Source organism: Vibrio sp. L85, from assembly GCF_963871815.1.
Taxonomy (GTDB): domain Bacteria; phylum Pseudomonadota; class Gammaproteobacteria; order Enterobacterales; family Vibrionaceae; genus Vibrio; species Vibrio harveyi.
In genome coordinates this window covers 1-21,746 of the sequence record NZ_CAWMYL010000053.1, presented here as the reverse complement: position 1 = coordinate 21,746, position 21,746 = coordinate 1, and the positions used below count along the sequence as shown (strand labels likewise).

Sequence of the window (21,746 nt, the reverse complement as noted above, 5' to 3'; positions counted from 1 at the left end):
AACATGAACCAGAAACTTAACCCTAAAAATATTGCACTGCGTCTGGCCGAGTTACCGGATGACAAAAAAACACAGTTTCGCGCGTTGCTAAAGGACAAAAACATTGATAGTTGGCAACTGCCCATTGTTGCTACACCACGAGTGAATGGTAAAGAAGTCTTATCAAATGCACAGCAACGGCTATGGTTTATTGACCATTATGAGCAAGGCAGTTCTATATATAACTTATTCAGCCAAATTCAGCTTATCGGTCAACTCGATATAGAGGCGTTGAAATACGCCTTAAATGCTTTAATTACACGTCATGAAGTGTTGCGCACGACGTATCACATTGAAGATGACGCAATTGAAGGCACTTTCAAGCCTAATCAACGACCTAACGCTTCTTTTGAACTGCCGTTATGGGTTGAATCGGATGTCAAAGATATCGACAAGAGAAGCCAAGAAGTTGCGAACGCCGTTTTTGACCTAAGTACTGAGTTGCCATTACGTGTCTATTTGTTAAAAGAGAAAGAACATCATTGGCGTCTAGTGTTTGTCGTTCATCACATTGCTTTTGATGCTTGGTCTGAAGCCATTCTTATCAAAGAGCTAGCAAACTATTACCAGCAATATCTCAATGCAACAAACCAAGGCGGTACTTTGCCAAAGGTGGTCCCGCTTGAGCTTCAGTACGCAGACTATGCTAAATGGCAACAGGAATGGTTGGAAAGCGAACAGGCAGAGCAGCAGTTGGCATTTTGGCAGCAAACACTTGCCGGTTCACCTGAATGTATGTCGCTACCTTTAGATCGCCAAAGACCTGATGTTATTTCGCGAACGTATGAAGGTGGAGAGGTTCAGCTGACGATCCCAACGCAGACTTTTATGAGTTTAAACGCGTTAGCGAAAGAACAGGGCACGACCTTATATTCGGTGATGCAAGCAGGTTTTAGCCTACTGCTGAATCAGTATGGGGCTGGGTCTGATATTAGCTTGGGAACCTCTGTCGCGAGTCGTCAACGTCCTGAGTTAGAGGGAATGATTGGCTTTTTAGTAAATACGTTGGTGATTCGTCACCAACTGCAAGATCGTGTGAGTTTCCGTGAGTTAATTGATCAGGTATCTATTACGTCTCGTCAAGCGTTTGAAAACCAAGCTGTCCCTTTTGATTTGGTTGTAGATACACTCAATATCCCGCGCGGAAAGCCTTGGACGCCGCTCTTTCAAGTGCTGTTTGTTCATCAAAATGTTCCACGCCAAACCATTGAGCTTGGTGGGGTCGCTGTTAGTCCAGTTGCTAGCGAAAGGCATCGAGCGCGCTTTGATTTAACCCTTAGGTTAAACGAAACAGAGCAAGCTCTGCGTCTTGATATGGAATACAGTAAAGAACTGTTTGATGAAGCGACAATTGTTGAAATGCTTGAGAGTTACTTAGTATTGCTCGAAGATCTTGTTGCAAACCCAGAGCAGGTTATCGCTTTAAGCGCGGAACATGATTGCTGTGATGTGACGGCTCAGCCTGTCACGCGTCATGTCGACAGTGATGTAATCGACTCAGTAACAGAAAAGCTACTCATAGCTTTGTTTACAGAAATATTAGATGTCGAAGTTCGCCCTGAAGACAGTTTTTTTGAGTTGGGGGGCGATTCAATTTTAAGCTTGCAACTGGTGGCAAAAGCTAAAAAGCATAGTTTAAGTTTGACTCCTAAGCTGCTTTTTAAAGCACAAACTCCAAGAGCCATTGCTCAGCAGCTAATAGAGCATGACAGTACAAGCCAAGTTGAGTCTAAGGCCGCTTCTTTGGTGTCAGAGTTGTCGCATTTAAACACCATATTGTCTGCGTTTAAGCAACTGTTAAATAATCCTGCTCTTACCGAAAATGACAGTTTCTTTGAGTTAGGGGGGGATTCGATATTAAGCCTTCAATTGGTCGCTTTACTTAAGAAACAGGGCGTAAAAGTTAGCCCGAAACAGGTGTTTGCATTGCAAACCTCAAAAGCCTTGGCAATGGCTTTAATCGAGGGAGATTCAGCGGCTAATGACCAAAACCACAAAACACAGGGAAATGGTGCATTAGAAGCAGGTAAACCGGCGTTGGCACCAATACAGCACTGGTTCTTTGAACAAGCGTTAGAGCAACCGTCTCACTGGAACCAGTCTATTCTTTTACAGCATGAGGGTGAACTAGAGACCGAAGCATTTACACAAGCTGTACGACATGTCGTGGCTAATCACCCTCAGTTAGGAATGGCTTATAACTTAGAGGAAGATAAGCAGAACTGGCAAAAATCATTCAGCCAATCTCCTATTGTGATCGATAGACACACGCTTTCTTTACAAGAGCTTCCTGATTATTTAGAGCAACAACAAGCACGTTTGGATATTTTCGAAGGGACAATGCTCCGTGTTGATTTATTGGTTATAGAGGGGCAGTCTCATGGTCGGATCCTCTTCACAGCACATCACCTAGTGGTTGATGCTGTGTCGTGGCGAATTTTGGCATCACAGATTTGGCAAGCGTATCAGGCTCTGTGTTCAGGTGCTTCTTTGAATGATGGATTAGAGCTTTTCTCAAGCTCTTACGAAGCTTGGGTCAGCGATCTAAATCACTGGCCAGAAGAGAATCTCAGCAATGCGAGAGACTACTGGCAAACTCTAGAGCAAGTTGATTTAGAAACAAAGGGAAAATGGACTGCTATCCCTGGTGTTCAGCCAGAAACTCCTCTGCTTAACCAGATCAAGGATACCGATGTGGTCGAGGTGCGATTATCTGCAGACCTTAGTCATAAGCTCGCAGGTAAAGCACTAACTGCGTATCAGTTAAAAGTTGATGAACTGATGTTATCAGCTGTGTCGTTAGCGATTCAGGAGTGGCGAGGTCAAGATGACTTCTTAATCGAACTTGAGAGTCATGGGCGACACCACGACTCGCTTGACCTTTCACAGACCGTGGGTTGGTTTACTAGTCGTTACCCAGTGCTACTGGCGAGCTCGGCATTTGTAGAATCCCAAGATGCGTTACGCCAACACGTTCTAGCAATAAAAGACCAACTGCGTAATGTACCTAACCATGGGCAAGGGTTTGGTGTATTAAAGTATTTACACAAAGAGCTACAGCGCGTACCTACTCCGGCGATGGTGTTCAATTATCTAGGCCAAACAGATAAAGGGATGATTAACTCAGGATTAGGGTTGGCAAAAGAGACAATTCCAAAACAACGCCACGGCGATAATACGCGCCCTCATTGGCTAGATTTAAACGCCATGATTACAGATGGCGAGCTAGTAATGCGTTGGAACTTCAATAACAAAGTCCACTCGAAATCTCAAATTGAGGCCGTTGCTGAAATGGTTGTCGAAAAGCTGACACTATTAGTTGAACATTGTTGTCACGCTCGGAGCACATTGTCTCCGACAGATGTACAATTGTGTAACATGTCACAAAGCCAGCTTGATAAAGTGGTGGATAGTATCCCACATTCCATTGAAAATATAGCTGACATTTACCCAGTGACGCCTTTGCAAAATGGCATGCTCTACCATACGTTAACAGATCATTCTGAAGGTATGTACATTAACCAAAGTTTGGTTGATTTAAAGGGGGCATTAAATGTAACAGCGCTCGAATTGGCATGGCAGTGGGTTATCGATCAGCATGCGATGCTCCGTAGTGGGTTCGTCTGGAAACATCTAGACGACCCTGTTCAGTTTGTTGCAAGAGAAATCAGTAATGACTGGCAATTTATTGATTGGTCTGAACAAGCAATAGGTGATGCTTTTAGACCGAACTTAGATGCTCAACTTGCTCAGTTAGCTAATGATGACCTAAAGCAAGGGTTTGATCTCACTAACGCGGGGTTGATGAGATTTAAGTTGGTCAAAATGAATAATGACCATCACAGCTTAGTTTGGACTCGCCATCACCTGATTGTTGATGGTTGGTGCACCAGCATTATATTGCGTGATGTCCAGCAAGCTTACTCAGCTATTTGTAAACACACTCAACCTGCACTTATCTCAAACCGACCATATCGAGATTTCATCGCGTGGCTTAACAAGCGAGATACGCAGAAAAGTGAACAGTATTGGGCGAAGTGTTTTGCAGGTTATGAGAATGTGGCTCGTTTACCTAAGACAATGACTCAAGAAGCGTCGAGCCCAGTGGCACGCTCCCAAACTCAAATATTAGATAGCTTGTCTATATTCGATGCTGAAGTACTTCGAAATGTTGCAGCTAAGCATAGACTGACATTGAACTCTCTGTGCCAGGCGATCTGGGCCCTTACGCTACAACGGTACACTGGTTGCAATGACCTTGCCTTTGGGGTGACGAGTTCCGGTCGACCAAATGACTTGCTAGGTGCTGATGAAATGGTTGGTGTATTTATTACGACCATACCATTACGTGCGAACATCGACCCTTCGGCGAGTTGGGTGTCGTTGGCACAGAAGCTACAATCTCAAATGGCGGAAAGTCGAGAACACGAACACCTACCTCTATCTACCATTCAACGGGTGTGCGGACAGCAATTAGAAGTGTTCGATAACTTGTTAGTGTTCGAAAACTATCCGAATGAGCCACAACCGCTCACTGAAGAGCTCACACTCTCAGTTCGTGAAACAAAAGAGCGTAATAACTACCCATTAACGTTGGTCGTTGTACCTCATCAACAGCTCGACTTTAGGATTGAGATTAATCCTGAGCATATCGATTTTTCAGTCGCTCAACACATGCTAGCTGATTTTAAGTCGTTGCTTGTCTTGATTTCGCAAGAGCAAGAAAGCAGCGATGAAAAACAAAGCTGTGGGAGTTTGCTACGTCAAATCAGCATGGGAGGAGAACATTTCGCTCCTTGGGCTTGGAATAAAACTGAAACAAGCTTTGATGAAATTCCTGAAACACTGGTTCAATGGCTTGAAGATCAAGCTAGAAGAACACCCGACCGCGTCGCTTTAGTTTACGAAACGTCAGAGGGAATTTGCGAATACTCGTATAACGAGCTCAACCAAAAAGCTTCTCAATTAGCGCATTACTTGCTCAACCGTCACGAATGCAAAACTGATCAAACGGTCGCGGTTTGTATGACACGTTCACCGCAAATGGTCGTAAGTCTAATAGGTATCCTAAAGGCGGGCTGCGCTTACTTACCACTTGATCCTGATCTCCCAGCCGATCGTCTGGGCTTTATCGCTGAAAATGCTCGGGCAAAGGTTGTATTGACGATTGAATCATGCAAAAGCGCATTACCTGCGAAGGAGCAAGCGCGTGCAATATTGTTAGACGAGTCGGTTTCACTGTGCCAAACCTATCCTGATGTGGCACCTAATGTAGAACTTAAAGGCGATCATCTGGCGTATGTGCTTTATACATCGGGTTCGACCGGAAAGCCTAAAGGCGTGGCAATTCCGCATGCCGGCATCGTCAACCGGTTAGCTTGGATGCAAGCTCAATACAAACTAACAGACGCAGATACAGTATTACAAAAGACACCTTATAGTTTTGATGTATCCGTTTGGGAGTTTTTCTGGCCACTAGTGACGGGTGCCAAGCTTGTGTTGGCAAAAGCGAACGAACATAAAGACACTGACTGTTTGATCTCACTTATTCAACAGCATCATGTTACTACCATTCATTTCGTACCATCCATGTTGCAAAGCTTTTTGGATAACCCTAATGCTCAAGCTTGTAGCGCGTTATCGCGAATCATCTGTAGTGGTGAAGCTCTGCCATACCAACTTCAACAGCAATGTCTGCATACGTTGCAAGCCGAATTACACAATTTATACGGACCTACGGAAGCCTCTATCGATGTCACCTACTGGGATTGCCGAAATCAGAATATCCAAGGTGTCGTGCCGATAGGTTATCCAATCGCGAACATGCAAACGTGGATTTTGGATTCTTCTCTCAATCCTGTACCTGTAGGCGTTGAAGGGGAGCTATATCTTGCTGGTGTCGGATTGGCTCGCGGTTACTTGGGCCGTGAAGATCTGACAAAGCAGGCCTTTATTCCCAATCCTTTTGCTGATTGTAATGCGTCGTCTGATGTTGAGTATGCACGTTTGTACCGTACTGGCGATGTTGCTCGCTATCGTGAAGACGGCGCTATTGAGTACGTTGGGCGTTCTGATTTCCAAGTGAAAATTCGTGGCTTACGGATCGAACTCGGCGAGATAGACGCCTCTATCGCAGCGCATCATGGTGTAAAAGAAGTCGTGACGATTGTCCGTCAGAACGCCTCATCGGGGGATTACTTAGCCACTTACATAATTCCTCAACCAGACTATGTTGGCCAACTCAGTGAGCCTAATATTTGGCGCGATTATCTATCTGGAACTTTACCCGAATACATGATCCCCGCAGTCGTGACTGAGCTAGACAAAATGCCAGTTACTCAAAATGGAAAATTGGATCGCAAATCGTTACCAGAACCGGCATGGCACACACAGGCTTTCGTAGCTCCTGAGACAGAAACGGAGCAGACCCTTGCGGAAATTTGGCAAGCACTGCTCGATGTCAAGGAAGTCAGTAAAACCGATAACTTTTTCTCTTTGGGTGGACATTCGTTACTGATCACACGTCTAGTCAATAGAGTGAACCAAACGTATGGGCTGAGTATTCGATTAACTGACGTGTTGGAAATGTCTGTATTGGAACAACAAGCTGGCTATATCGAGATGTTAATGCATCAAGCCGAGTCAGCAACAGAAGTAGACGAAGAATGGGAGAGCTTCGAGTTATGAGTATTGCTGTATATATTACGCAGTTATTTCAGCGCAATATTCGAATTAGCCTGGAAAACGAAAAACTGAAAATTGACGCTCCTAAGGGGGCGTTAACCACGCAGATTAAGCAAGAGTTAATGGAAAATAAACAAGCCATTATTGAATACCTTGTTGAACAGAAAAAGATAGCTCAGTTGCCTATACCTGACGCTATAGATCGCGAAAGCGATGTATTACCGATGTCTTCTGCTCAAAAGCGTTTGTGGTTCTTACAGCAGTTGGAGCCAAACAGTGGTCAGTACAATGTCAATGCGCTGCTGTCGATAGAAGGCTCAACGGATATTGATTCAATTCGCTCAGTTTTCTCTGATCTAATTAAAGAAAATGAAATTTTCCATACTCAATTTTCGGAAGTGGCAGGAAAACCAAAGGTAGAATTGCTAGAAGCTCAATCAGTGGATCAAGAGTTTGAGATTGAATGTGTTGAATTAGCGGCCAACGAACTTGAATCCAATGAGTATAAAGAAGCATTGCAATCTGCAATGACTCGACCATTTGACCTAGCTAATCCGCCACTGTTTCGTTTAACGCAATTAAAACTGGGAGAGCATCTGTCTCACTTGGTGCTAACTTTTCACCATATTGTTATCGACCACTGGTCATTGCAGTTATTGACCAAACAATTTGTCCAAAAATGTCAGGCCAAATTACAAGGGGGCGTAGAGACAAGAACACAGTCATCAGAATTACAGTATTTGGATTATGCTGCGTGGCAAAATGCCCTATTCGAGAGCGATTATTATGAGGAGCTAAAGACCTATTGGCGCGAAACACTTGGAACGGAAGACTATTGCTTATCATTGCCAACTGATCGGCCAAAAACGCCACAAACGACTCACGCTGGTGCGAGGTATGACTTCGAATTGAATCCAGAACTCTTTACTGCTCTTAAATCGTTCTGTCTCATGCATAAAGTTACGCCAAATACCGTGTTATTGGCAGCTTACCAGTGGCTGCTTGTAAGACGTTCAAGTATGCATGAGATTCGAGTCGCGTGCCCAGTTTCTGAAAGGGCACATCAAGATCTAGAGAGCATGCTTGGCCTGTTTGTTAACACTATGGTGGTGAAAACGCATTGGTCGGAAGGGCAAACAACAACGTCTTGGATTAAGAAAGTAAATGAAGCACTATCAGGCGCAAAACAACATTCAGCGATGCCATTTGAGAAGTTAGTCGATGAATTGGTCGCGTCTAGAGAAGGTGAGCATGAACCTTTGGCTCAGACTATGTTTAATTATCTAGTAAATGAGCCTAGCGAACCGATCCAGTTGGCTGACATGAGACTTCAACCATTACCTGTGCCAGAGTATAGCGCCAAGTTTGATATATCTTTGTTTGCGAACAATGACGGAAGCGGTATCAGCCTGTCTTTCCAGTACAGAGTCGACTTGTTTGATAGAGAAACTGTCGCAGACTTAGCACAGCATTATCTTGCTGCGCTGGAGTATCTAATTTCAGCGGGTGACCAGCCCTTAGCATTACACTCCTCATTATTAAACAAAGAGCGAATTCAGCTACAAGATTGGAATGACACTGCGAAAGAGTATGACTTGCCTAATACATTGGCAGAGGCGTTATCCGATCAGCAAGAGTTAACGCCAAATCATATTGCGCTCAAATATCAAAATGCGTCATGGAGCTACCAAGAGCTAGACCAAAAGGTTAATCAGCTTGCGAACTGGTTAGTCGCTCAAGGGTGTAAAACGGAAGACAAAGTGGCGATTTGTATGACTCGATGCCCTCAAATGGTGGTGAGCATTCTCGCTGCTGTGAAAGCTGGTTGTGCGTATCTACCTCTTGATCCTGATCACCCGCAACAACGTTTAGATTACATCGTGGAACATGCCAAACCTAAGGTAATCTTGGTGCTTCCCGAGTTTTCGAGTCGTTTTGAAAAAACTGAGCTAACACAAGATCTATGGACGTTAGATGACGCATTCAGTTTGGTTGACGGTCAAAGCATTGAATTTAACACTCCCGAGTATCATCCTCATCAATTGGCTTATGTGCTTTATACTTCAGGTTCAACTGGTCAACCTAAAGGTGTAGCTGTTCCTCACAGCGGTGTTATGAACCGAATTTTCTGGATGCAGGATGAATATTGTCTTGGCAGTAAAGATGTGGTTCTTCAGAAAACACCGTACAGTTTTGATGTCTCTGTTTGGGAGTTTTTCTGGCCATTGATGACAGGAGCTACACTCGTATTGGCGGAGGCGGGAGAGCATAAAGACAGTCAACGACTTATTGAGCTAATAGAGAAATACCAAGTTACTACGTTGCACTTTGTCCCAGCCATGTTGCAAGTTTTCCTAGATAACCCTCACGCATCCTGTTGTCGCTCTTTAAGGCAAATTTTCTGTAGTGGTGAGGCGTTACCTTATCAGCTACAGCAGCAATGCTTATCAGTGCTGGGCGCAGAGCTCCATAACCTTTATGGGCCGACCGAGGCTTCTATTGATGTGACGCATTGGGATTGCCGAAAACAACATATTAAAGATCTCGTGCCAATTGGCTCCCCGATTGCGAATATTCAAACTTGGATTCTAGATGAAGAGCTCAATCCTGTTCCAATCGGTGCCAGTGGCGAGCTTTATCTTAGCGGGATTGGTTTAGCGCGCGGTTATCTCAATCGTCCAGACCTCACCGCTAAAACCTTTATCCCTAATCCGTTCGCTCAAGACGGCGCGGTGGGTGATGCTCAATACAGCCGGCTTTACAAAACAGGTGACGTCGCCCGTTACCTTGAAGATGGGAGCATAGAGTATGTAGGGCGCGCTGATTTCCAAGTTAAGATCCGAGGATTACGTATCGAACTTGGTGAAATAGAGGCAAGAATAGCAGCGCACTCTGCTGTGAAAGAAGTCGTGGTCGCAGTTTGTAAGGATGAGAAATTATCGGATTTCTTAGTCGCTTATATCGTAGCTAAAGGTGAACATAGTCTACCGGAACTTACACAGTGGCAAGCATATCTACTAGAGAGTCTACCTGAGTATATGATTCCTACCGCTTTCGTTTCATTGGATGCAATGCCATTGAGTGTGAACGGAAAAGTAGACCGAAAAGCTCTACCAACGCCAAATTTAGCAGCATTGAATCGAAACGAGTTCGTGGCACCAAGAGGAGAGAAAGAACAGATTCTTGCTGAGATTTGGCAAAGCCTACTCGGTGTTGAGCAAATCGGAATTAACGATAATTTCTTTGCCATTGGCGGAGATTCAATTGTCAGCCTACAGGTCGTAGCACGCGCTCGAGATATGGGGCTAAAACTTGAGCCGAAAGATATATTCCGTAATCAAACCGTAGAGTTGCTTGCGTCTGTTGCAACACAAGATAAGCAGCAAGATTACGATGTAGGGGATATGTTTGGTGAAGTACCATTGGCACCTATTCAACAGTGGTACTTAAATCAAGCGTTGGTGAACCCTGATCATTTCAATCAAGCACTCTTGCTGGCAAGTTATACAGAGGTTGATGTCTCCTGTTTGCGTCGAGCTTTACAGCGCTTGGTAAACGCTCACCCAATGTTAGTCGCGCGCTTCAATTACCAAGAGAATACCAAGCAATGGGTGCAAAGTGTTTCGGAGACTGATGCGAAAAGAGACATCGCGTTTACAGTGTATGAACGTCACTCTCTAACCGATGAAGAGAAACAGCACGCTGTCTCAGAGATTAGTGAATTTGAGCAGACTCGGCTTAAGCTCGCTCAAGGAGAGGTGTTTCGATGTGCATTAATTCACTTTGGTGGGTCAGAAAGCCGTTTACTACTAGTAGCACATCACCTTGTAGTTGATGGTGTTTCTTGGCGTATATTGCTTTCTCAGTTGGAAAGTGACTATATCAAGTTATGTAACAAAGTATCATTGGCACCAACTCGATACCAAACTAAGCCATTCAAACGCTGGTCTGAGCAAGTGGCTGAATACAAACCGAGCTCTGAAGGGATTATTAAGTGGCATGAGTGGCAAAACAGGCCGGAATCAAGAGAGGCTCTTTCTACCACATTACCAACAGATCCAGTTGAGGTGCCATACCCCGCAGGTCTCCAAGGCAGCACACAAGTTTGCCTATCGACAGACCAGACCGAACGATTGCTCAAACATGCAGGAAGTACACTGCGCGCTCGCATTGACGAACTTTGTTTGACAGCGCTCGCTAAGGCGCTGTCAAATTGGACTCAATCTCAGCACCACCTCATTAGTCTAGAAGGACACGGGCGTGATCTCGTTGATTGTGATGTCAGTGAAACAGTGGGCTGGTTTACTCGACTTTACCCAGCGTTGATCAGCAGTGAATTAGGTTCATGGCAAGAAAGAGTGCTTACTGTACGCCGCCAGTTGAGTGCATTACCAGAATCCCATACTCCTTTTAGTGCTGTTAAATCATTCTTGAGCGATGCGTTGGAGCCGCAACTCGTCTTCAACTACTTAGGGCAGCTTGATAATGCACAAAGCAGTGGTTTCATGCAGCAGGCTCCGGAAAAGCTTACAGGGTTTCGTGACACTCAGAACCCATTATCATGGCTACTCGAAGTAAATGCGTTTATCAGTAAGAATCAGCTGAAAATTAACCTTCAGTACTCGCGCAGTTCATTTGTTCCAGAAACCATAGCCCAGTTTGGGGCTGAGTATGTATCTCAACTAGGCGATATGTTGGATGCACTATGTGATAATAGCCCAAGCCTCAAGGGGGCGGTTGCAGCTGATTTCCCTCTGGCGAATTTGAGCGATGATCAAGCGGTTAACCTCGTTCGAAAATATGTAGATTGTGCGGTAGAGGATGTCTATCCACTTACCCCAGTGCAACAAGGCATGCTTTTCCATTGTTTGGATCACGATGCTGCTTACATCAGCCAAAGCATTGCTAAGTGTGAGGGAGCGCTTAACTCTCAGCAATTGCAAGAATCATGGATAGACGTCGTGGAACGTCATCCAGCCCTTAGAACTGCGGTGATTACTGATGACGTTGACGAACCCCATCAAGTTGTGTTTCAGTCCGCTAAATTGCCATTTGAGGAACTAGACTGGCAGGACATCGCTCAGGCAGATAAAGATTTGATGCTGCAAAGTTTACGTCAGCGTGAAATTTCCCAGATTAAGTTCTCTCAAGCACCAATGATGCGTGTTGTTCTTATCAAACATAGTGAAAACCATCACCAATTGGTTTGGACCATACATCATTTGATCATGGACGGGTGGTGCCTGAATATGCTGGTAGGCGAAGTGATGCAAGGGTATTTTGCTCGTCTATCGGGGGAGCAGATATCGAAACAACCTGCAGTGCCTTTCCGAAACTTCATTGAATGGTTAGAGTTAAAAGATGAAGTAGGTGCAAATAAGTTTTGGCGTGAGCAACTAACGGGTTTTACATCTACGAACTCACTTCCTGCCGCTTACATCGCAGGTTCAAAACCTAAACACGCAATAAAAGAAGACGCTTATCTGATTACTCACCAGTATCTGGGTAAGGCGCGTACAGCTGAAATTGAACGACTCTGTCAGCAAAACTCATTGACGCTAAATACGCTTGTTCAAGGCCTCTGGGGAAGTATTCTTGCTCGTTACATGGGTTCGAGAGATGTAGTTTATGGTGTGACGACAGCGGGACGACCAAGTGACTTACCAGGATCAGATCGTATATTGGGCGTGTTCATTAACACCTTGCCACTAAGATTGGATTTGAACTCTGATCTGTCGGTTTTAGAGTGGCTGACTGAGTTGCAAGATAAGAACTTAGTTATGCGAGAATTTGAACAAACACCAATCGCTCGTATTCAACGAGCGTCTTCAGTTCCGCAAGACCAAGTCTTGTTTGAAACACTATTGGTGTTTGAGAACCTACCTGCGTCCGATGAACAACCTCAACATGGTTTGACGTTGACGCTAGACGATCATCACGTGCGTAATAACTTCCCTCTCACTTTACGCGTTGTACCTCAAAAAGACCTGAGATTTGACCTGCTGCTAGATTTAGAACGTGTTGATCACAATATAGCTACGAAAATGATCGACGAATTGTTATTAGCGGTCGATAAATTAATCAACGACGCAAATACGCTTCAAACCCGCGTTAAAGATTGGGTTGTAGGAGGGTTCCCTAAACTCCAGACGAGCATGGCTAAGCCAGTTGGTAATCTACTGGAAAGGGTGATGTCGAACTCAGGTTCTGCAACTGGCTTATTGGTTGATGAAAAGGGAGAACAACTTTCTATCACTTACCAGCATCTTCTAACTCAAGCCGAACATTTGGCAAGTTATCTTCCAGATATTACTGCCTCTAAACGTGTCATTGCGCTTGTCTTACCAAGAGAGCAAGAACAAATAGTGGCGATGCTTGCAGCTTGGTGGAAAGGGGCTGCGTGGCTGTGCATTGATCCGCAGTTGCCTGCTGAGAGGGTGAGTTACATGCTTGCGGATGCCAACGTATGCTGTGTCTTGGGGCTTGATACCCCCGAGTATTGGGAAAATGATGAGTTGGATGAACGTTATATTTGGTTAAATATTCGAACTCTTCTCTCTCTACCAGCGAAATCAGGCGCGTTGTTGCCTCCGGCAATAATACAGTCGAAAGACACGGCCTATGTTATCTATACATCGGGATCGACAGGGCAACCTAAAGGCGTCGAAGTGACTCATGGCAATGCTATCAGTTATGTCGATGCATTGTTTGAGCGTATTGATATAGAACCCAACGCAACGATGGCGACATTAGCCACAGTTTCTGCGGATCTTGGTTTGACTTGCGTACTTGGCGCATTAGTTACGGGTCGAACGCTGGCTTTGATACCGAATGTACTGAGTTTTGACCCTTCCGCACTAGCACAATATCTAGAGCGCTTCCCAATTGATGTTCTGAAGATTGTGCCGTCGCACCTAAAAGCGTTACTCGCTGTAGAGAAACCAGAGCGTCTTCTTCCGCGTCAATGGTTGATTTCCGGTGGTGAGTCATTAACAACTGATTTGGTGCAAGACGTTCGTGCATTATTACCGACAATCAATGTTGCAAATCACTACGGTCCAACAGAAGCAACAATTGGGTGCATGGCTAAAGTCGTCGACGATCGGGCAGCATCTATTACGTTGGGCTCTGAACTTAGCAACGGTATTGCGCTAATCGTCGACGAACAAGGCTTACCTGTTGCTCAAGGCATACCAGGTGAATTGTTAATTGCAGGACAAGGTGTCGCGAAAGGTTATTTGAATAAGCCAGAACAGACAGCAAACAGCTTTACGTCAGTGTCAGTTATCGATAGTAAAGGTCAGGAGCAAATGCTTCGTGCTTATAAAACAGGTGATAAAGTTTCTAAAACTGACAATGGTGAGTTCATTTACTTAGGACGGATAGATGACCAAGTTAAAGTACGTGGTTATCGTGTAGAACTTAATGAAGTTAAACAGACACTATGTAGTTTTGAATCTGTTATTGATTGCGCCGTAACCGCAGTTTCGGGGCCTTCAGGACTGCGTCTCGCGGCCTGTGTTGTGATTGAAAAGGAAGCTTCGTTGGCGGCGGTTAAGCAACGCGCCTCAGAAGTTTTGCCGGAGTACATGGTGCCATCGCTCTGGATGATCGTTGAATCCTTACCACTGAATTCTAATGGTAAGGTTGATCGTACTCTAATCGCACAGTGGTTAGAGCAATCCAAGTCTTCAAGCAGCGCTCCAAGAGGAGCGAGTGCGGTTGACGTTGAAAACGATGATAGCCTCCACGTATTAACTGAACTATGGGAAGGTTTGCTGGGTCAGCGGCCACAGCCCAATGATAACTTGTTCAGCTTGGGTGCCGATTCAATCATTTGCCTGCAATTTATCGCTAAAGCAGCTAGTAAAGGGTTTAAATTCACGCCTAAGCAGATCTTCTCTGCGCCGTCATTGCTGCAATTAAGTGAGTTTACAGCAACACGCAAAACTGAAAATGCACTAGCTACGAAGGTAGTTGAAGCGGTGAATGTTCAATCCACCTCTAAAACAGAAGCAACTCTTCAAACGTTATGGGAGGAGCTTCTAAAACAGAAAGTAAATGTGGATGATAACTTCTTCGCCTTAGGTGGTGATTCGATCATTACGTTGCAGATGATTGCAAAAGCAAAACAGCAAGGTCTGACATTGACGCCTAAAATGGTTTTCGAGGATCCAAGTATTCGTATGCTTGCTAAGCGCCTTGAAGAGTCTGCAACTGATAAGGGTGAAAATCAGTCCTTATCGACCGTTTCGAGATCTTCTGTCGAACCAATAATTGAATCTAATACCGAGTTTTCAACCGAAGAACATACTGATTTTGATTTGGAAGCGCGAGAGTCATTGAATGCCTCCGAACGTAGTAAAGTACTTGGTCAGTTAACTCAAATATGGCAAGAGTTATTTAATTTAGAGTCGATTGTTCCTGATGCTCACTTCTTTGAATTGGGAGGTGACTCGATTATGGCGCTTCAATTGATTGCTCGATTGAGTAAATTCGATTTGAAGTTAACACCTAAACAAATCTTTAGTTCGCCGCGCCTGAATGAACTCGTAGATATGTTGGTTGATAATGAACATAAGGTGATCTCTGAACCGAATAATTCTGATGCCAAGGTACTGCCGTCTTCCGTTATTAATACGCCTTTGATAGAAACGACTGTGCCTTCTCAACAGTCCAACTTATTGCCGATCCAGCACTGGTTTTATGAAGTCGAGCAACCTGTAATTCATCATTGGAACCAGGCAATCATGCTTGCTCTTCCACAAGCTGTGAATCATGAAGCGATGTCGGCAGCGGTTGAAGCTTTGATTGAGAAGCATGCTGCACTGGCCAGTCGTTTTGCATACAAGCAAGGCGCTGAAATACGACAAAGTCATAGTGGGCAAGTTGCTGGCGTTTACACCACCTTTGACAACCAAACATTACAAAGTGTTGAAGAGTTAACACAACATTGTCAAGAAAGCTTAAATTTAGTTACCGGCCCAGTGTTCAAAGTGGTCGCTTTTAACCTCAAACAAGGGGGAGCTCGTTTGTTGCTGGTGGCCCATCATCTAGTCGTTGATGGTGTTTCATGGCGAATCATTGGAAACGATCTGGCTCACGCGTATCAAGCAAAGTGTCTTGGTCATAACATCGAACTTGGTCAAGGATCGGCATCAGTGTCAGATTGGCATAATGCACTAATGAATTGCTCTGCCGATGTATTGAAGCGGGCTCGTGAGTTTTGGTTACCAATGGCAGCGCGTTCACTGGACGGGCAACTGCTCCCGGAGGCACAGAATGGAACGATTGCGACGGCTGACAAAACAGTACAAGTCTTCGACGAGGGAGTCACTCAATCGCTTATTTGCCTTGGTTCAATACACGGAAAGACAGGCTGTGAAGTTGCTATGTTATCCGCACTTTCACAAGCACTTTGCAATCAGTTCAATAAGTCTAAAGTAATGATTGAACTAGAAGGTCATGGCCGTGAGTTATTGGATTCGCATGTTGACTTATCTGAAACAGTAGGATGGTTTACTTCACGCTACCCTGTCGCTTTTTCTGCGCAGCAGAAATCACTTGAAGAGGCTGCATTGACGCTTTCACAAGTGCCTAATAATGGTGTTGGATACGGTGTTTTACGTTACCTCAAACAAGAATTAGCGTTTGTACACCCGCAACTAGTGTTCAATTATCTAGGGCAAGTTATGAGCACTAATGGTGAATGGCAGTTGGTCGCAGACGGTGTTGGAAAATCAAGACATCCTGAAAGCTTGCGACGCCAACTCATCGAAGTGACGGCACAGATTCGTGAAGGGCAACTCTATGTCTCTTGGCAATATCCATCTGACATCGGACCAAAACTAAAAAACATGTTTGAACAATTTGAAACAAACGTGAAATCGATAGTTGCAAGCAAAGCGGAGTCACAAAACGAAGCTACTTTAGAGCGTTCGAGCAATGTTACGAAAATAAAACATTACCCGTTGACTCCAATACAGCAAGGAATGTTCTTACATAGTGCGTCTGCAAAAGAACCGCTCTATTTTAATCAAACGACCGTCGAGCTTGAGGGAGAGCTTGATGTTGATTCGTTTGTCCGGGCTTGGCAGCAGACTGTTGATGCGGAAGCTATCTTAAATGCGGCTTTCGAAGATCATGGTGACAAAGCGCCAACTCAATGGTTTTCGGCTCATTCATCTTTACCCATGTCCCGACACGATTGGTGTGGAAAAGAGCTGGAGTGGCAACAAGCTCAGTTGAAGCAACTTTGTGAAACAGATAGGGAGAAAGGGTTTGATTTAGCCAAGCCGCCTTTAATGAGGCTGCATTTAATAAAAGTAAATGAAAATCGCCATTGGTTAGTGTGGAGCCGACATCACTTGATTGTTGATGCTTGGTGTTCGTCGATCATCATCAAAGATATGGTTCATCGCTATCTCAATCTCATTGGAAAAGTAGCGAGCTTGCCTTCGAAAAGGCCGCCATTCACTCGATATTTAGATTGGTTGGGTCAGCAAGATTTAGAACACAGTAAGCGCTTTTGGAATGAAGAGTTAAAAGGTTTTGACTCACCATTAAAACTGGTACCCGGGCAGAGTGGAGAAGAATTTACCCTTGAAGATCATACTTTGTCTCATGAGTTGACACAGAACGTAAAAGAACTCGCTAAGCGTAAAGGCGTCACCTTGAATGCGGTGATCCAAGCTGCATGGGCACAAACCCTAGCGCACCATAGCGGTCAGCATGACGTTGTTTTTGGTATGACAACGTCGGGTCGACCTGCTGAACTGGCGGAAGCTCATCAAATGGTGGGAATCTTCATTAATACATTGCCGGTTCGAGTTCAACTGAACCCAATGCTCGATACTGGAACCCTTTTACAAAATATCCATCAACAAGGAGTAAGGTTAAGAGAATATGAGTACACCCCATTAAGTGAGATTATCGCTCAAAGTGAAATCAACCGCGGTCAATCGCTGTTTGATTCATTGCTTGTGTTTGAAAACGAGGCGATGTCAGAGCGAAGCAATATTGCTGAACATCTTACAGTTACACCGTTAGACGGTTATGAGCGTAATAGCTATCCTTTATCTATTACGGTGATGCCAAGAAGTGAGCTTGTTTTACGAGTTGGTTGTGATGGCGAAAGACTGTCGTATTCTCATGTAATCAAAATGGTAGAGACCTTTAAAACTGTTCTTGAAAGTATGGTGTTTAGCTGTGATCAGCTGCTAGGAAATGTGATGAATCAGCCTACTTTGCTTCCATCACAGTTTGTGGAGCAGAGCCTGCGAAATTGGTCGGAAAGCTGGACGTTAGAAACTGAAATTTTATCAGTAGCGAACACATCTCCACAACGTATTGCCGTTAGTGATACTGAAGGCGCTTTGACATATCAACAGCTTGTGGAGCGCGCGACATATCTAGCTCAAAGCTTAAGTGAGTCAGGTATTGGTTGTGAGTCTAAAGTAGCGGTTTGTCAGCGTCGGGGCGTTGATATGTTGGTATCTTTGCTAGCGGTTTATTGGTCTGGCGCGGCTTATATTCCACTGGATCCAAATCAACCCAAAGAACGTTTGGCGTTGATTTTAGAGCAAGCGAGTCCTGCATTAATGTTAGCTGATGAATCAGTGACTGACTTTGACCATTATGGCTGTGTCAAGTCGCCGCAGCAGCTATTAAATCAATGTACCTATGATCCAAGTTGGATGAACACAAGACCAGCGAATCACCCCGAACAATTGGCTTATATTATTTTTACTTCTGGTTCTACTGGGGTACCTAAAGGAGTTCAGATTTCTCGCGCTGCGTTTGCTAATTTCCTGCAAAGCATGTTGGAGTTAACCCAAATCCAAGCATCTGACCGACTGCTTGCTGTAACAACCATTGGCTTCGATATCGCGGGTCTAGAAATGTTTCTACCTTTGCTTAGCGGCGGGCAAGTGTTTGTGGCGAGTTACGATGATGCCCGTGATGCTAGTCAACTAGCTCGGTTAATAGATGAAAGAGACATCTCATTTATGCAGGCAACGCCAGTCACCTGGCAGATGCTTGCGGAGCACGAGTCAGTTAATTGGTCAGCACTGACGGTCCTGACTGGAGGTGAGGCATTACCAGCGCCTCTAGCGTCCTACATGGTAGAACAGGGAGCGAAAGTGATGAACGTTTATGGACCGACTGAAACGACAGTTTGGTCATCGATGCTTAATGTTGATCAACAGCAAGCACAGTCTCCTTCGCTGGGCCTACCTATCGCTAACACCAATTTCTATGTATTAGACGATTGGCTAAACCCTGTCGCTGTTGGAGCCGAAGGGGAGTTATACATCGGTGGCCAAGGGCTAGCTCGTGGTTATGCTGGACAAGCAAGCCTGACGGCACAAACGTTCACCCCTGATCCGTTTAGTACTCAAAAAGGTGCGAGAATGTATGCAACGGGTGATATTGTCCGCATTGGTATGAAGGGGCAGATTGAGTTTGTAGGTAGGAAAGATTTTCAGTTGAAGCTGCGTGGCTATCGTATCGAAGCTGGCGACATTGAAGCTGCGCTAGCGAAAATTACGGCAGTAAAAGAGTCTGCGGTAAAGCTATGCTACCCGGACTCAGCGAAAGCATGTTTAATTGGTTATGTAACGCTCGCATCAGGAGAGGAGATAAATACAGAACAGGTTTTAGAGAGATTACGTAAATCTCTGCCTTTCTACATGGTGCCGAAACGTGTTGTTGTTTTGCAATCGATGCCACTAAATGCAAACAACAAAGTTGATCGCAAAGCATTGCCAGAACCAGACGATTCCATTCCATCTGGTTTATTACCAGCAACGGAAACAGAAACTTGGCTAGCAGGGGAGTGGCAAACCTTACTAGATAGTGCGGATGTATTTGCAGATGATGATTTCTTCGCTATCGGAGGTAATTCATTGTTAGCTGGTCGTTTTGTATCTGGGCTCAAGAAGAAACTAGGTATTGAACTATCCCTTACACAATTGTTTCGATTCCCTGTCCTACGTGATCTAGCGCGATTGATCGAAGAGCAAAGTGAAAGCAAACATGGCTATGACTGTAGTGATCCACAAGTACCAATAGCGAGCCAAATACCTCATTCAGACCTGCTGGTATGTTTGAATAGAGGTTCGTCAATGCAGCCTCCATTATTTGTATTTCACCCTGCGGGTGGTCATGTAAAAGCTTATGAAGAACTAGTTAGCTTATTGCCAAAAGAACAGACCGTATATGGTATTCAATCACCGCAACTTGTTAATTTGGAGAATGCACCAAACTCTGTGAACGGCTATGCTAGCCTGTATGCTGATCTCATTCGCTCTGTGCAAAAAACGGGAGCAGTACGTTTGTTGGGCTGGTCATTTGGTGCTTGGCTGGCGGTTTCAGTGACTCATTTACTAGAAGCGGATGGTGAAAGAGTAGAGTGGCTTGGGCTGGTAGATGCGAGAGCAAATCCTCAAAGGGCAGTGCTAACACTTCCGACATTACCTCATGTTAGCCGTTACTTGGCGTGTTTAGATAATGAAGCGAGACGCTTCCTTCTTGGCAAACATGCTGTTTTTCTAGATGAATTAGAGTTGCGCTTGCAGTCAGCAATTGATACGAGTCGCGATGATATTGCTTTTAATGCCTTCTCTGATGTGATTCATGATGTTGAGATGGGTCACAATATGGGTATTGAAAATAAAGAACTGTATTATTTGCAAATGAAACTATTTATGAAGTGCCATACTTTGATGCAAAACCATCAACTTGAAGCGGTGTCTTCGCCCATAGATGTCTGGTGGGCGAGCGATACGCTCGTAGATCGCGACTATCAACATGGGGCATCTGAATATGAGTGGGATGTGTATGGAAAGACGAATGTAACAATTTTAAACGGTGACCATAATAGTATTATCCGGGATGTCCGATTAGCTAATGATATTTCTCACAAACTCAATCGCTTACGAACCACTTTAATCAGTGAACCATAAAGTTAGTAATGATAGTGCCTCTTATCAGAGAGGCACTCCACTCTTATGACTTGAATTACGCAGCCTTGAAACCTTCTCCATAACAACTTTTCCTTCTGAACGTTGAACTCGGCGATGGCGTTTTAATTTGACTGGCTTTAGCATGAGACCAAGCTTTCGCAGTTCACAGGCTTTTGCCATCACGGTATGAATGGTTCGACCAAGCGCAAAGCTTACTTACTCAGGTCCATCAAGCACGTAACGCTCAATCAGATATTTTTGCTCTGTCGTTTTCCAAGGCAAACCGTGGTTAGGGTGAAAGTCAGGGTGATACTGCATGCGACCAAGAGCGTCATAATCAAACGATATTTTCGGGTAAACAATCGACAGAAACCTTAACTCTCTCTAAAAGTAAAACTGGTTGGGTTGTTATTGGTTATTTCATCAACTCTCTTGACCAATAAGCTAATCGGGTAGCCGGAGTTGTCTAGCCTCCAGTCCCCACCACCCTGCATGCAGCTCCGCACAGAGCGGTTCATTTAGAACACCTAACTTACTTTCTGGTTGGGATAATGAACTGCGATCCATCCATCTCTTAGCTAATCCTACTTGCTTCAAATACTCATTACTCAGTGCTAGCTGTATCCCCGCCGTTTTAGAGCTTCTCCATGGTCCTTTGCTTGTTATACCGCAATAAGAAAGATTAGACATGGTGCCTCCAGTAATAGTGTTGACCACTTGAGTGTGGCAGATCCTCGGGAGGGGGAATCCATGTCATTCGTTAGGTGACATGAGATAAACGACTGAGTAGTGATAGTATCTTGGCGTACATCTAGCTTCAATTAACGAAAAAGGAACGGGTTAATGAATGGTAAAGCATTTGATAATTAGCAAAAATCGCGAAAGAAAGGATGTTTAAATTGGCTTTTCAGAACAACTTTCGTCACAGCCATTTTGTACATGATTTTTAATGTTATTTTCCTTTATCCATCTTCTGATGCGGCAAGCATTACGATTTTCTTATCGGATAAGGCTTTGTTGCGTAATTCGATGGAACTAAATCAAGAAGCTACGATC

General features: G+C 44.5%; 2 protein-coding genes and 1 pseudogene. All 3 read left to right on the top strand.

Features of this window, described 5'->3' with window-relative positions; genetic code table 11:
- Positions 1-3: 3 nt before the first annotated feature.
- On the top strand, positions 4-6,726 hold the full coding sequence (locus AACR11_RS07575; protein ID WP_079324610.1) for a non-ribosomal peptide synthetase: 6,723 nt from the start codon (positions 4-6) through the stop codon (positions 6,724-6,726).
- Positions 6,723-20,690: a non-ribosomal peptide synthetase gene (locus tag AACR11_RS07570; RefSeq protein WP_079324608.1), complete on the top strand. Its 13,968-nt coding sequence runs from the start codon at positions 6,723-6,725 to the stop codon at positions 20,688-20,690. Before AACR11_RS07575 ends, AACR11_RS07570 begins: the two co-directional genes overlap by 4 nt.
- 843 nt (positions 20,691-21,533) lie before the next feature.
- Positions 21,534-21,746 (top strand): annotated as a pseudogene (locus AACR11_RS07565) (hypothetical protein); the annotation flags it as partial.